Source organism: Methylobacter sp. S3L5C (genome assembly GCF_022788635.1).
Taxonomy (GTDB): domain Bacteria; phylum Pseudomonadota; class Gammaproteobacteria; order Methylococcales; family Methylomonadaceae; genus Methylobacter_C.
In genome coordinates, this window is the sequence record NZ_CP076024.1 from 3,060,199 (window position 1) to 3,074,762 (window position 14,564).

The following is a 14,564-nucleotide window of genomic DNA, read 5'->3' on the forward strand; positions in this document are numbered from 1 at the left end:
TACACAAAACATGGTGTTAATTATCTGAAAATATATAGATCACTTGGTATAACTTCCAATGGAGCAATATAGCACTGACACAGCGTAGCAGAAAAAATTCAAATCTATCGGCAATTGTGGGATAGCTATTTTTGGTCATTTAAGCCAAATATAGATACCGAAGCTAATAAAAGGCCATGATAAAAAATTAGCCAATGCTGACCTTGGTTAGCAAGCTCACCTATGTAGTTTAATTAGCTTCGATATCTATAGTTATTCTAAATAAATGAAAATGATCGGAAAATTTATGTGCTGCCAGATAGATAAAGCTCTAAAAATCCAAATTCTCTATAGTATACTTATGCATCAACCGGTAGAGGCTTACACGCGAAATACCCAGTAATTGCGCAGAGCGACTAATATTGTTGTTGGTATGACGCAGGGTTGTAAAGATCAACTCACGGTCGGTAATTGCCCTAGCCTGCTCAAGGGTCTGTAATGTGCTATTTTTATGATGCTTATCCAACCCTAGATCCGCCGGAGTAAGTAGACGATTTTCCGACAAGACAATAGCATGACGAATAACATTCATTAATTGCCGAACATTGCCAGGCCACTCGTAATTTTTTAACAGGAAAAGAGCATCTAAATTAAATCCTCTCGACTTGTAATTTCCACCTGCAGAAAATTTATTGAAATAATAGTAAGCAAGTAGTTCTATGTCATTTTCCCTCATTCGCAATGATGGCGTTTTTATTTGCAGTACCTGAAGACGGTAATAAAGATCTTCCCTGAAGGTTCCGTTTAGTACCGCTGCTTTAAGATCTACATGGGTTGCAGCAATTACCCGCACATCAATAGCAATTTTCGCTGACCCACCAATACGCTCAATTGTTCTGTCCTCAAGAAAACGTAACAGATTAATTTGTTGTTCAAAAGGTAAATCCCCTATCTCATCCAAAAACAGGGTTCCACCCTGTGCCGATTCAATACGGCCAATTTTAGATTGCTGTGCTCCGGTAAATGCGCCTTTTTCATAGCCAAATAACTCTGCCTGAATTAAATCTTTTGGAAATGCACCACAGTTTATTGCAACAAGCGGATATTTGGAGCGGTTAGAATTATTATGAATGGCGTTAGCAACCAATTCCTTGCCGGTTCCGGTTTCGCCTTCGATAAGAACTGAACAGTTTTCTTTAGAAACTTTTTGAAGCCGGTTAAATAAATCAACCATCAATGAACTATTGCCAATAATTCCAAAGCGGGAAGGATAGTGAGTGATTTGTTTTTCGACAGGCAGATCAAATTTATTTGTACCATAAGCATGACCCAAAGCAATTAACAAGTCCTCAATATCAACTGACAAACTGGTGTCATCGTCGCAATATTTAGCAATTAACTTACTGGAATTAAAATCAGGCGATATTGGACATCGGCACTCTTTATGCAAACCCATTATCCAGTTAATAGGTACATCTGAATTAAATAATAAATGTAGCTTGGCCAGAAGCTTCCCGTTTGTACAATTATCGATCAAACAGTTGTTGTCGCACATCATGTCGCTCAAATACAAGCCTACCTTGAACTTATGTTTATATAATAATTGTGTCGCTTGCTCCAGATCATTGGCAATATAAACTTCCCAATTGCGTACTAATAATTGATTTATAATTTGATTTCCAAATATAAATGGTTGATAAACAATCAAGTTGCGTGTTGTGAAAGGCATAAACTAATAAGCTCCTTATCAAGTATCACTGAACGACCATCAGCTAAAGCTGGTGGGTTAGTATAATGAACTGACATCTGGATACGGGTTATAAAGCCCGTTTAACCCTTTGTTTTAAAAATTTTATTCTATTTTATCGTCAGAAAATTTTTTAACGTGAAAAAGTCGGGCACGAAAATATGTGCCCGACCTGGCTAAAATAAGCGGACGGTGATTTATAGAGCGGATCCGGTAATATTAATAGCTCCCATCATCCCGCCATCTTCATGATCTAAAATATGGCAATGGAACACAAAGTCACCTGCGATAGCAAAAGGAATTTCTACAACAACCGGAGTGGTTTGACAAGAACCATTTCTCCAACTTGCAACCGTACCATCACAATTAACCGTTCCCGATAAAATCGGCACATTGTCTTGTAATATCGCTTTGGAAGACCGGCCTGACGTCCCATCCAATATTTCTCCAGCCGTTAAAACCCGAAATTTAGTTTGATGAATATGGAAGTTATGATCTTCATTGGCTAAGTTAATTAGTTCCCATTTTTCATAGACGGGGGTATTGCCCGTACCTAAAGGTAGACAAATTGATTTGGCTGCATTTGGATATGCTGCTACATCCTGAAATGAATTAGGTACTTGGTTACCTTTATCATCTACTAATTCAAAGCCCAGACCAAAATTATCTATAGTAGGATTACCATAAAAAATTCGGCGTTTCCAACCTTTAGGTAATGGTTTGCAAGCCGCATTGGGTAAAACTGAGGCATTTGATGTCGCGAGATCTTTAGCAAGTGCAATATTATTGATGCCACTACCGCCATTGTGCATGGGGTCATTGATTTGCAGTACCTTGGGAATATTGCTTTGACCAGGACCGGTAAATGTAATTTGCGCTAAATCAATTGCTGGCCATGCATCACCGCTGATTCCTGTTATATAACCAGTGGTTTGTAATACCGCTTTACTGTCGTCCGGATTGATAATGCTGCCATTGGCATCACGATTAATTACCCATACTTCAGCACGAGCTGATGGCATTAAGTGTAGTTTATCGGTACAAATGGTTGGAGGGCTATTACTGGTGATGCCAGGACAAGGAATAGGTCTGAATTTACCGCCGCCTATTTGTTTCAAATCCCCCATACTTATAGCAGCGGTCGGTGTTGCACTAATACCATCTACTGATAGTATTTGTAACGCCATACCGGTTGATGAAGCTGCTCCGCCTGTAATCTTCTTGGAAAGTTGCAAGTCATAAGTAACACTACCGGACGAATTGACAATTCTTCAAACTTGTCCTGTTGCATTTACATTAATGGATGGGTTTAATTGACCGCTTAAAGTAAAATACCATTTGCCATTGTTAGCACCATTGCAAAAACCGGGTTGAGTTGCTAATGAAGTGCAAAATCCGGGGTCCTCTTGATCATTTATTGTGTTATCGCCATTGACCTGAATATCTTTCAAAATAAGATTGTTGACTTTTGTACTTGCAGGAAGTCCTGTAACATAATCAGTTAACTGTCCAACCGTAAGAGCACCGGATAAGCCTGCAGAAATCTGATTCATCGAAATTCCATGCGCATGCGGATGAAACCAAAATAATCCAGAGGGGTGATGTGCAGGAACAGTGATTTGATAATCCGTTGAATCCATATTGACATCGCCATGAACGTGTGTGTTGGGCGTGATTATCGGTTGGCCATTATTAATATTAAAAGTTAAGACAAATATATTGTCACCGTATTTGGTATTCGGGGTATTGGGCAATAAAGAAGTGGGGGTTACCAGCATCCCATGGGTATGGATGTTAGTCGGGTTTTGTATTAAGAATTGTTCACCCGGATCAAATTGGTGTATTGCTTCTGGCGCTAAAGGAAGTTCATTGATTAGATGTATTTTTAAGGTATCCCCTTGGTTAATTTGTAAGCGAGATCCACCATAAGGATTCGGGTTGGTTTTATCCTTCTGGCATTGATCACCTATGCTGTATTTACGTTCGCAAATATTATAGACCCAGCCATTAACGCCCGGTAAGGCATTGATGGGCCCAGGTTTAGCGACCATTAGTAAATCCAGTGTTTTAGTATTACGGTCACTGGTAAAGACAAAAGGGTCTACAAATTGGGTTGCATTTGCAATTAGACTTGTGCTGGCTAATACCAAACCGTACAAGGTGTTTCTACATAATTTTGTTTTCATGATCTATTCAGAATGGTTAGATTTAAAGTTGCTAATTTGTAGGTAAATACCCACAAAAATGATTATGGCGTTTTCTTTTTTACAAGAAATCAAATACAGTGCCATTCTGTAGATTGCTAACAAAAACTACTGTTGCGAATCTCACATCAAATCATCTTTAGCTGATAGTTACTTTATATCAACTCCAAGAAACACTATATGTAGTGTTTTTTAAATCTCACGAACCACTAGAAAAATAAGCGAAGGGTGGGTGTAATGCCTTAGTCCCGATTTTTAACCGCATTGATGAATTGCAGATAATTTTAAATATATGACTTCCAAGTAGGTAATCAAAAATATCTTAACAAAATCAATTATTACTAACGCCATATTGATGTATCAGCTACTTGCTATATAGCAAATTATTAATGCAGGGTACGTTTAAAAAAACGACAGATTTGTTTCGCGGGGCTTTTTCAATGCTACGGCTGGCATAGCTTTAGAGTACTTTTGAACTTCTGAAATTTAATTATGTCTGATTATACTTTTTTGAAAAGTATCTGCCATCGGTGCTCACAAGTAGATCGGCCACACTGAGCGAAAATAACCGTTCAAAGGTTATTTAACATTTTTAGGGGAATTTTACTTTCAGGCGAAATTTACGGTATAAGATTTGCTAATGTTAGCCAAGATTTCAAAACGATTCATAGGTATAAAAAGATATCCTACTTATCTGTCAATGAAGACTAATTTAATACGTTTATCCACCTCATTTTCAAGATAACTTTGAATAAATTTGACTTGTTTTATTTAAAATAATTTATGATGTTTGAATGACTATTGTTACATAATTAGCTGATAATTTTAAATATGTCGTAAATGTCGCTTATATGTCAAGAATTCGTGAAAAATACAATTTATGCAAAATATGGCTTTCATAAGGCTATCTGCCAAGTTCTGGGGTTACTATTTGTCGACTATTTTGTGTGTGGTTTTTATCCTGTAAAAACTAGAAGTATAACTCAGCGCTGATAAAAGCATAAATCCCTTCGAAGAATTCATTTCTGCGACTAAAAGAAGGCTTTTATGCCCCCAATGCGGTTATGAGAGCCGCAGTGCCCATGATATTCATGACTCGCTTCAAATTATAGGCAAGCACATGCAAGCTCATTTCTGCACTAACCTTATCTAATGTTCGCATTTGGAAGTGCGTGTAACTCATCCAGAGCTTAAGCGTTCCAAAAGGATGCTCTACATTTTCTCGCCTGACTTTCATCATTTCCGGTGCTTGGTTAATGCGTTTTTCTAAAGCATCTAATACGGCTTCATGTTCCCAGCGACTAATGCGCCGATTGACACCGGTGGTACATTGCGGTTTCATGGTACATTTAACACAGGAAGAAGACCAATAACGCCGCATGGTTTTACCTTTGTCCAGTGAATCATAGCGGAAGATTGCCCGCTCACCAGCAGGGCATTCGTACTCATCATCTTCAGGTTTATAGATAAAATCCCGCTTACCGAAGAGTCCTTTGGCTTGATTACCCGACGTTTCTGATTTAGGGAGATACAACTCGATATTTGCTTCACCGCAAGATTTTATTTCTTGGCCACTGTAATAACCCCGATCAGCGACGGCGGTTAAGGCATCAACGTCAAGAGCGGCTTTAGCTTGCCGAGCCATATTGGCTAACTGGGCACGATCATTACCTACATTAGTCACTTCGTGAGCAACGATAAGGTGATGTTTAGTATCTACGGCGGTTTGCACGTTATAGCCAACCAGGCCGTTACCCGCACTGATCATGGAGCGAGCATCCGGATCGGTTAGCGAAATTTGCTTATCGGGGCTGGCCTGTAATTGCACTTCAATTATACTTCAATTATATTGAGTCGCCCGATTTCCTTTTTGAGTTTTTCAATCTTATTTTCCAGTCGTTCTGTTTTACCCTTAGCAACTGAATCGTCCAGTCGATCTGCGCTGGTAATTTGCCCCAGATAGCGGGCAATACTTTCATCAATTAATTCGAGTCTGCGCTTTAATTTAGCTTGCGTGTAATTCCGGTCACGGTTGTTGACGGCCTTAAATTTACTACCATCAATGGCAACAAACGCCTCACTAAAAAGCTTGAGTTTACGGCAAATAATAACAAACTCACGACAAACCAATCTGATGGCTTTAGTATTATTTTTGCGAAAATCAGCAATGGTTTTAAAATCCGGAGCCAAACGCTTCAGTAACCACATCAGCTCAACATTACATCCGGCTTCCCGTTCTAATCGGCGCGATGATTGAACGCGATTTAGGTAGCCATACACATAAAGCTTTAGCAGGGTTTCAGGATGATATCCAGGTCGACCAGTGGCAGCCGCTAGGGTTTTAAACCCCGTAGCCGACAGATCAATACCATCAATGAATATGTCGATTACTCTGGTGGCATTGTCTGCCGAGATGTAATCATCGAGTTTTTCTGGAAATAAGGTCGCATGAGTGCGAGCTTCGCCCGTTATAAATCCGCTCATATTGATATACTTTCAATTGAAAATATAATTATAGCTGGATTGTAGTTTTCACACAGTCTGGGCCAATTGCGGACCGCTACGTTGTATGCGTCAGTGACAGCAGTTGAGTCGATAGCTGCCTGTTAGACAAGATGCGTGATTGCAAGACCCCTTGGCCTCTTGTTAGGTGCTTAGTATTTTTTATAGCTATCAAGTGACAGTCCTTGCTCACCAGATATTTTAATAATGTCACAAACAATTTCAAAGTATTGAGGCTGAATACCCGGTTATTTTGGGCTACGTCGCTTATTCGAAGTTTGACCAGATCGCAGCCACGTAATTTGCTGTCAATGGCCAAGTTGAACAACGCCAACTCCCGAGTGTTTTTAGCCATCTGCAAACGAATCCGAATTGCCCAAATCTCTTTCAATTTGAGCGGTGATTTCTGACCAATCAATTTGCCCTTGTTCCATGGGACTTGATAGTTCTTTTGATCGTTGGTATCTTGCTTCATAACAAACTCCTAAAATGTAAGTAAAGGAGTCTTATTGTTATACTGCTTCCAGTAAGTGGTCAGTGACTAATTGGCTATAAACCAACCGACCAGTATGAGACAGATGCTGGTTTACAATGAACGGCTGCTTAACCCTTGAAAACAGTCATTCAGAGTCCTCCAGAGATAGGCACCCAAGTGTCCAATCGACCCTATTCTCAGACAGCAAAATAGGATCCAAGCCATCCTTTTTTCTTCCCTAGTACTCATCTAATGAACGCCATATTAATGGTGATAACGTCTGAAGCAATTGATCATCTTGTGCAGGTTTTTTGACTTGATATAAACATATTGTCAATTCTGGCTATCTAAAAAATCAACATTTTAGCTTATCCCTCCAAAGACACCGGAATGTAATCAGGGTCTTATTATTATGTTTTATGGAATGGTATCTTGCAAATGATGGCTATTCTTCTTTTCAAATAGGTCTTGTAAACTTTAACCACTCGCAACACTGTGAGTAAGGCAACTACATTAACTTATCTTGGAGAATCATCATGAACCGAATTGCTATCCCAACTACAGAACAAACCCCTGCCGCCTCTTTGCCGTTACTGGATGCTGTTAAAAAGCAATTGGGTGTCGTGCCCAATTTAATGAAGCTGGTGGGCAATAGTCCGGCAGCTTTGGAAGGCTATTTGAGCCTTAATAATGCTTTAGGTAAAGGAGCGCTTGATCCAAAAACCAGAGAACGTATCGCCCTGGCTATTGCAGAAATCAATGGTTGCAGTTACTGTCTGTCCGCTCATACTTATCTCGGCAAAAACATCGCAAAGCTTGATGATGCTGAAATCGCGGCGAACCGTAACGGGCATTCATCTGATCTTAAAGCCGCCGCTGCCGTCAAATTTGCCACCCGCGTGGCGCTGGAACGTGGACATGTTTCCGATGCCGACCTTGCTGCGGTAAAAGCGGCTGGCTACAGTAATGCTGAAATTGTGGAAATAGTGCTTCATGTTGCACTGAATACATTGACCAACTATATCAACGAGGTTGCCCAGACTGAAATAGATTTTCCTAAAGTTGATCTGAAAATCGCGGCATAAACGTTATGTTTTGAACCTTATCCGGCGGCGATCAATACCGCCGGTTCTTTTTGGAGATCTATCATGGCTACTGCCTTTGCTGAAATCGCCTTTACTCCCAGCGTCAAAGCAGCTCAAAACCGTTATGGTAGCCGGGAGGCCAATAGTCGCTTTGAATTGGCCGATGATCCAGGGTTTGGGATGACTGAACAGGAAATTGACTTTATCGGCGAACGAGACAGTTTTTATCAAGCCACGGTATCGGAAACCGGCTGGCCTTATGTCCAGCATCGGGGCGGAGCTAAAGGCTATTTAAAAGTGCTTGATGAATGCACCATCGGTTTTGCCGACTTTCGCGGCAATCGTCAATACCTGAGCGTCGGCAATCTCAATGCGAATGATCGTATCTCGATGATTTTGATGGACTACCCGAACCGGCAACGCCTTAAAATTTGGGGGCGAGCGCGTATTGTCCATGAACACGAAGATCCCGAATTAATTGCGCAACTCCAAGTACCGTCCTGTCGCGCCCGTGTTGAACGCGGTATCGTCATTCATGTTGAAGCCTGTGAATGGAATTGCCCTCAACACATTACACCGCGCTATTCTAAAGCTGAAGTCGATCATTTATTAACGCCCTTGCTTGAGGAAATTCAATCGCTAAAAGCACAGCTTTCTTTGTCAAGGCTATCAACTTAAAGAGAGAAAACTCACAAATATTTATTCAATTAACCAGGAGTTATCAATGAACACTACCGAAGCAGCACGTCCACCCCTACCGCCTTTTACTCATGAAACGGCGGCCCAAAAAGTACGCATGGCCGAAGATGGCTGGAATGGCCGCAATCCGGAAAAAGTTGCCTTGGCCTATACGATTGACAGCCAGTGGCGAAATCGTGCCGAATTTCCCGTAGGCCGGGAGCAAATCATCGCGTTCCTAACACAAAAATGGGCGAAAGAGCATGAGTATCGCTTGATAAAAGAGCTTTGGGCTTATGAAGGCAACCGCATCGCAGTCCGCTTTGCCTACGAGTGGCACAGCGACAACGACGAGTGGTTCCGTTCTTACGGCAATGAAAACTGGGAATTCGACCAGAACGGCTTGATGCAGCGTCGCTACGCCTGTATCAATGATTTACCAATTAAAGAATCTGACCGAAAATTCCATTGGCCGCTGGGGCGTCGACCGGATGATCATCCTGGATTAAGCGACCTCGGACTGTAAAGCACCCATCAATACAGGGCTATATGAAAGCCTGAAGCTCCCATTTGTAATGGAATACGTTGTGCCCTACTTCTTTTTTCATAAACGCACTATTTAAAAAATGAGGCCTGAACATGACCCAGAACTCCAGAAGTTATCACCTTGTTCGATCAGGTGAAACAAACAAGCTTATTTGTAGCGATAATGCAGCTCCCAAACCTGATCATCATCAGGTATTGATTCGGATGGGCGCAGCCAGCCTCAACTATCGAGACCTGCTAACCCGGCAGGACATCACTTCAAACCGTGCCGGCTTGATCCCTCTGTCTGACGGTGCCGGCACCGTTGTGGCCGTGGGTTCTGAGGTGTCGCAATGGAAAGAAGGCGACCGTGTCAGTCCCAACTTTTTCCCGAACTGGCACGGCGGTGCTTTCTCGCTCACATATCCTGCAAAGGCCTTGGGTGGTGGCCAGACCGATGGTGTTCTGAGTGACTACATCGTCACCGAGGAATCTTCCCTGGTCGAGGTTGCGTCGCACCTGACGCTGGCCGAAGCGGCCTGTTTGCCTTGTGCAGGTCTGACTGCCTGGCAGGCGCTATTCGAGCGTGGCGGACTGAAGGCTGGCGATACGGTTCTCGTTCAAGGCACGGGAGGAGTGGCTTTATTCGGTCTTCAGTTGGCCACCGCATACGGTGCTCGGGTGATAATGATTTCGTCGTCAGACGCCAAGCTGGAACGCGCACGTAACTTCGGCGCCTGGCAAACTATCAACTACCGCACCCAACCCGAGTGGGACAAGGTCGCACTTGATCTTACCGATGGCAAGGAGGTGGATCATATTCTTGAGCTTGGTGGTCCCGATACCTACAACCGTTCTATTGCCGCGATTGCTGCCGGTGGCCGTATTGCTCAAATCGGCGTGCTGACCGGCTTTGCCTTACAGCCTGACATTCTCCCGTTAATGTTCAAGAACGCCAGTATTAACGGCATCTGCGTAGGATCGGTCACGCATTTTGAGCGGCTCAATCGCTATATCTCCGATCATCAGATTCACCCGGTGATCGAACAGGTTTTCGGCTTCGATGACGTGCCTGAAGCCTATGAACTGCTGAAGTCCGCGTCTCATTTCGGCAAGATTGTTATCGACCTGTCCTGAACCGTGGTGCGGGTGACGGAAGGCATTCGCACTAACCCTCGTGACTATAATGATTCAGATTTTCTGCCTGACTGTCAAAGTCGACAGATTAAGCATTGCCTCTGGAATGAGGACGTCGTATTCTAATGATACAGGGACACGAAGCCTGGCTCGAGGGAATACGCTTACGCGAAAGCTATAACACGACTTCTACAGGTGATGAGGATAGGACAATGATTACTCTCTGCGGTTTTGGTGTCAGCAATTATTACAACAAACTCAAGCTGATACTGCTTGAGAAGGAAATCCCGTTTCACGAACGATTGGTCTATCCGTGGCAGCGTGAATCGTTCAGGGAATCTTCGCCGCTCGGCAAGATTCCCTTTATAGAGACAGAGTATGGCAGTTTGTCAGAATCCCAGGTTATTCTGGACTACTTGGTAGAACGCTATCCAGAACAGCCACTGTATCCAGCGACGGTATTTGCGCGGGCCAAGTGTCGGGAGCTTATTCAGAACCTTGAACTTAACTCAGAGTGGGTGGCCCGGCGTCTCTATAAGGAGTCATTCTTTGGCGGCAGCGTTTCGGAAGAAACCAAACGCGAAGCCAAAGAAAGATTAACCAGCGGTCTGAAAGCCGTGGCTCAGTTGGCACAGTTTTCCCCATACATTTTAGGTTCCACTTTCACCGCAGCCGACTGTGTCGCCTACGTCCACTTTTTGATGATTGACCAGACAACGATGAAGATCTATGGTGAAAACATGCTTGAGCGATATCTGCCCAATGTAGTCGCCTATATGAAGTTTATGGACTCCCGTCCCCCTATTCAGACTATGATGGAGGATCGGGATGCCGCCCTAGCCGCTTTCCTGAAGCTTAACGTAAAATACGATGGCTAGCGATAGCTTGCAGTTCAAAAAGAGCACTGGCAATGGCTATCGATATTTCCGGGTGATTCGCAATTTCATCTTCTGTGAGCGAGGAGCTTAGCAGCCGAACGGAGATAGATGCAGACTCGACAAGCTCAGCGGACATGGTTTTGAGTATTTCACGCAATGCTGCATCGGAATGACGTGCCCGTGGCGACGCATTCAGCAACGCCACGGGTTTATTGGCGAACGGCTCGAAGCTAACCAGCCAATCCAGCGCATTTTTGAGGCTGCCGGTCACGCCGTGCGCATATTCCGGACTTGCGATCAGCAATGCCTGTGAGTCAGCCACTTGAGTACGAAACTTCGCAACTTGGACAGGGACGCAATGTTCAAGGTCTGGATTGTACGAGGGCAATTTCCCAATGTCCGGAAACATGACAATTTCCATGTCGGGTGGCGATAGCCGAATTGCGGCATGCAGCAGCATACGGTTGATTGACACTGACCGCAAACTGCCACAGATCGCCAGTACGTTCATGATAGCCATCCTTTGCGGGGTATCATGGGTATGTTCAATCCACTCAGCCAATAGATCAAACGAATCCCCAGCAACAGGCCAAGCAACACTGCAAAAGTCAGCGGATTGGTCAGGTCTTTTTTTACCAGCCACCAATAATGCACGACGCCACCAACGGCACACAGATACACCAAGCGATGTAACAGCAGCCAGCGTTTGCCGCCCAATAACTTGATCATACGATTATTTGAGGTAATGGCGAGTGGAACAAGTAGGATAAAAGCTGGGAAACCGACCGTAATATAAGGCCGCTTGACAATATCGTTAACGATACTTGCCCAATCGAAAAATTGATCCAGCACCAAGTAGGTCAAAAAATGCAGACTGGCGTAAAAGAACACGAACAAGCCCAACATACGCCGCAAACGCATTAGCCAATTCCAGCCTGAGACGCGCCGCAACGGTGTAATTGTTAACGAAATTAATAAAAAAGTAAGCGCCCAATAACCTGTTGTTCGGGTTATTTTTTCAATAGGATTGGCACCCAGACTGTCTAAATAAGCAGAGATTCCTAAGTTAGCCAACGGAATTAAGGCCAGCAGAAACACGGTGATTTTCACCCAGGCGATTATCTTGTTATCAAGCTTTTTAATCGAGATCATCTTCAGAAATTTTTAGTCAGATCCATGCCGGAATACAATTGCGCAACTTGGTCTGCGTAACCGTTAAAAGGCAGGGTGGGGCGTTTTAAAAACTCGCCGATGCGTCGCTCTTTCGCCTGCGTCCAGCGTGGATGATCGACGGCTGGATTCACATTTGAGTAAAAACCGTATTCGTTAGGTCCGGCTTCCATCCAGCTGGTCATGGGCTGTTTTTCCACCAGGCGGATTTTTACGATGGATTTGGCGCTTTTATAACCGTACTTCCACGGCACCACGAGGCGTATCGGTGCGCCATTCTGATTGGGCAATACTTCACCATAAAGACCGACGGCCAGCAATGTTAAGGGATGCATGGCTTCGTCAATGCGCAAGCCTTCCCGATAAGGCCAGTTTAACGTAGCTGATTTTTGTCCGGGCATTTGCTTAGGGTCTTCCAGACTGACGAATTCGACAAATTTGGCCTTACCGGTTGGTTCTACGTGTTTAAGTAATTCAGCTAACGAATAGCCAATCCAGGGAATGACCATCGACCAGGCTTCTACGCAACGCAGGCGATAAACGCGCTCTTCCAATGGGGCAAGCTTTAGCAGTTCCTCCATATCAAATACTTTGGGTTTATTAACTTCGCCTTCCACGGTGATAGACCACGGGCGCGTTTTTAGGCTACCCGCGTTTTGGGCAGGGTCTTCCTTACCGGTACCAAATTCATAGAAGTTGTTGTAATGGGTCACATCTTTGAAAGGCGTTAATTCGTCAGGTAAACTTCCAGCCGCTTTTTTAACGTTTGCCAATTGTTCACCAGCTAAGACACTATGAGGCAATAAACTCGCCAGGGTCGCGCCTGCTGCTAACTCCATAAAATGCCGCCTGTTATAAAATAATTCTCGTGGCGTGATCTCTGATGATGGGATGATGGGGATAAGAGCAGTCATGGTTTTAATCTCAATTAATAGGATAGCAAGCGCTAAGGACAGGAGGCCTAAGCGCTTGCTAAATCCAATGCTATTGGTTTAACGTACAATTAGCCCGGTGACGCCGATGGGCAGGGCGTCGAGATTTTCCAGTTGTTGCAGTGTACCGCCTTTTTGAATTTTGTAAACGCCGATATGATGTTCGCCGCCACTGAGCGTATAGAGAACCGAACCATCCGAGGCCACGGCCAAGTCTGTTGGCCGGGTTTCTTGGGCTGCTTTCGAATTCAACAGCGCTACATGACCGGTACGGTCGATCGCAAACGAGGAAATGGCACTGGCCGGGGTATCGGCAGTGAAGGCCATCCGCCCGTTGGGCGTAGTGATCAGCCAGCAGGCTGCCGTTTGTCCAGCCGCAATGGCACCGTCTATCAGTTGAGCAGTTCCATCTTCCAGTAGTTGATAAGAAGAAACCGTTGCGCCGTTGACGGCACCGCCCTGGGCTTCGGCGACAAAAAATTGACCGTGTTTACCGAAGGAGAAACCAAACGGTGTCGTTCCGGCAGAGTCGATAACATGACGTTCCAACGGCAGACCTTCTTTATTCAGAGAGAAGGTAGTGATTTTGTTGGTCGCTTTTTCGGTGACGACCAACGCATCCGCATCCCTATCAAAGCTGATTTGGGCAGGACTGGTGCCTTCGGCACTGAGTTTACGGTATGATTTTGGTAGTGGTTTCAGTTTGCCGGTTTCAGGATTGAATTCAAACCCGAAGATCGAATCATCACCCGCATTGACCACATAAACCCGGTTATGACTGACGGTCACACTAACTGGCGTCAAGCCTTTATCAGCAGCACGGTCGACCAGTATCAGCTCATCATCCTTTACGCGAAATACCGAAACGTCGTTGCTACCGGCATTGACGGCAAACAAATAACGTTTGTTGTCGCTGAGCGCCAGAGCACCCTGGTTGCCCAGGCCGTGACCAGTCCCCACGCCGCCGGTGGCAAAATGACCGGCAGCTTCCATGTGTCCGTTAGTAAAACGCTGAAAAGCCAGTACCTCATTTTGTCCGGCATCGTTGGACAGGGTATATAGGGTTTCGTTGGACTTATCCGAATCGGCAAAGCCGACGGTGGGTAGGCATGAGGCGAAACACAGTGAGATAGCGGTCAGTTTGAATTTGTTTTTAATGAGGATGGCGGTGGTTGGATTAACGGCAGTAATGCTTGACATAATGGTTCTCCCAAGACGAGTAGTTTAAGATTTATGATAGTGCCTGGCTTTA

General features: G+C 44.3%; 13 protein-coding genes and 1 pseudogene. 5 read left to right on the plus strand and 9 right to left on the minus strand.

Features of this window, described 5'->3' with window-relative positions; genetic code table 11:
• Positions 1-310 precede the first annotated feature (310 nt).
• The 5 genes and pseudogenes from KKZ03_RS13660 to KKZ03_RS13680 all read right to left on the minus strand — a co-directional run bounded on the left by KKZ03_RS13660 (position 311) and on the right by KKZ03_RS13680 (position 6,907).
• The gene (locus KKZ03_RS13660; RefSeq protein ID WP_243217376.1) at positions 311-1,708 is read right to left on the minus strand and encodes a sigma-54-dependent Fis family transcriptional regulator; all 1,398 of its coding nucleotides are present in this window, start codon (positions 1,706-1,708) and stop codon (positions 311-313) included.
• Between the two features lie 215 nt (positions 1,709-1,923).
• On the minus strand, positions 1,924-2,961 hold the full coding sequence (locus KKZ03_RS13665) for a multicopper oxidase domain-containing protein (RefSeq protein ID WP_243217377.1): 1,038 nt from the start codon (positions 2,959-2,961) through the stop codon (positions 1,924-1,926).
• A gap of 36 nt (positions 2,962-2,997) precedes the next feature.
• Entirely contained in the window at positions 2,998-3,912 is a 915-nt protein-coding gene (locus KKZ03_RS13670) for a hypothetical protein (protein ID WP_243217378.1), read from the minus strand.
• Positions 3,913-4,975: 1,063 nt separating this feature from the next.
• Positions 4,976-6,414: pseudogene (locus KKZ03_RS13675) on the minus strand (IS1182 family transposase).
• Between the two features lie 76 nt (positions 6,415-6,490).
• Positions 6,491-6,907 carry a hypothetical protein gene (locus KKZ03_RS13680; protein ID WP_243217379.1) on the minus strand — a complete coding sequence of 139 codons (417 nt, stop codon included), beginning with the start codon at positions 6,905-6,907 and terminating at the stop codon, positions 6,491-6,493.
• A 536-nt stretch (positions 6,908-7,443) separates the two neighbouring features.
• Here KKZ03_RS13680 and KKZ03_RS13685 point away from each other — a divergent pair.
• From KKZ03_RS13685 to KKZ03_RS13705, 5 genes are all read left to right on the plus strand, one after another.
• Positions 7,444-7,992, plus strand: coding sequence for a carboxymuconolactone decarboxylase family protein (locus KKZ03_RS13685; RefSeq protein WP_243217380.1), 549 nt, complete (start codon positions 7,444-7,446; stop codon positions 7,990-7,992).
• Positions 7,993-8,055: 63 nt separating this feature from the next.
• Positions 8,056-8,670 carry a pyridoxamine 5'-phosphate oxidase family protein gene (locus KKZ03_RS13690; protein ID WP_243217381.1) on the plus strand — a complete coding sequence of 205 codons (615 nt, stop codon included), beginning with the start codon at positions 8,056-8,058 and terminating at the stop codon, positions 8,668-8,670.
• Positions 8,671-8,716: 46 nt separating this feature from the next.
• Complete coding sequence (locus tag KKZ03_RS13695) at positions 8,717-9,196, plus strand: nuclear transport factor 2 family protein (RefSeq protein WP_243217382.1); 480 nt, start codon at positions 8,717-8,719, stop codon at positions 9,194-9,196.
• Positions 9,197-9,309: 113 nt separating this feature from the next.
• Positions 9,310-10,332, plus strand: coding sequence for an NAD(P)-dependent alcohol dehydrogenase (locus KKZ03_RS13700; RefSeq protein ID WP_243217383.1), 1,023 nt, complete (start codon positions 9,310-9,312; stop codon positions 10,330-10,332).
• Between the two features lie 212 nt (positions 10,333-10,544).
• Positions 10,545-11,210: a glutathione S-transferase family protein gene (locus KKZ03_RS13705; RefSeq protein ID WP_243217384.1), complete on the plus strand. Its 666-nt coding sequence runs from the start codon at positions 10,545-10,547 to the stop codon at positions 11,208-11,210.
• Here KKZ03_RS13705 and KKZ03_RS13710 read toward each other — a convergent pair.
• From KKZ03_RS13710 to KKZ03_RS13725, 4 genes are all read right to left on the minus strand, one after another.
• The gene (locus KKZ03_RS13710) at positions 11,188-11,721 is read right to left on the minus strand and encodes an NADPH-dependent FMN reductase (protein ID WP_243217385.1); all 534 of its coding nucleotides are present in this window, start codon (positions 11,719-11,721) and stop codon (positions 11,188-11,190) included. The two genes, KKZ03_RS13705 and KKZ03_RS13710, sit on opposite strands and share 23 nt — an antisense overlap.
• Positions 11,718-12,362 carry a sulfite oxidase heme-binding subunit YedZ gene (locus tag KKZ03_RS13715; protein ID WP_243217386.1) on the minus strand — a complete coding sequence of 215 codons (645 nt, stop codon included), beginning with the start codon at positions 12,360-12,362 and terminating at the stop codon, positions 11,718-11,720. Before KKZ03_RS13715 ends, KKZ03_RS13710 begins: the two co-directional genes overlap by 4 nt.
• A 2-nt stretch (positions 12,363-12,364) precedes the next feature.
• Entirely contained in the window at positions 12,365-13,294 is a 930-nt protein-coding gene (gene msrP / locus KKZ03_RS13720) for a protein-methionine-sulfoxide reductase catalytic subunit MsrP (protein ID WP_243217387.1), read from the minus strand.
• Between the two features lie 78 nt (positions 13,295-13,372).
• Positions 13,373-14,512 carry a beta-propeller fold lactonase family protein gene (locus tag KKZ03_RS13725; RefSeq protein WP_243217388.1) on the minus strand — a complete coding sequence of 380 codons (1,140 nt, stop codon included), beginning with the start codon at positions 14,510-14,512 and terminating at the stop codon, positions 13,373-13,375.
• Positions 14,513-14,564 lie beyond the last annotated feature (52 nt).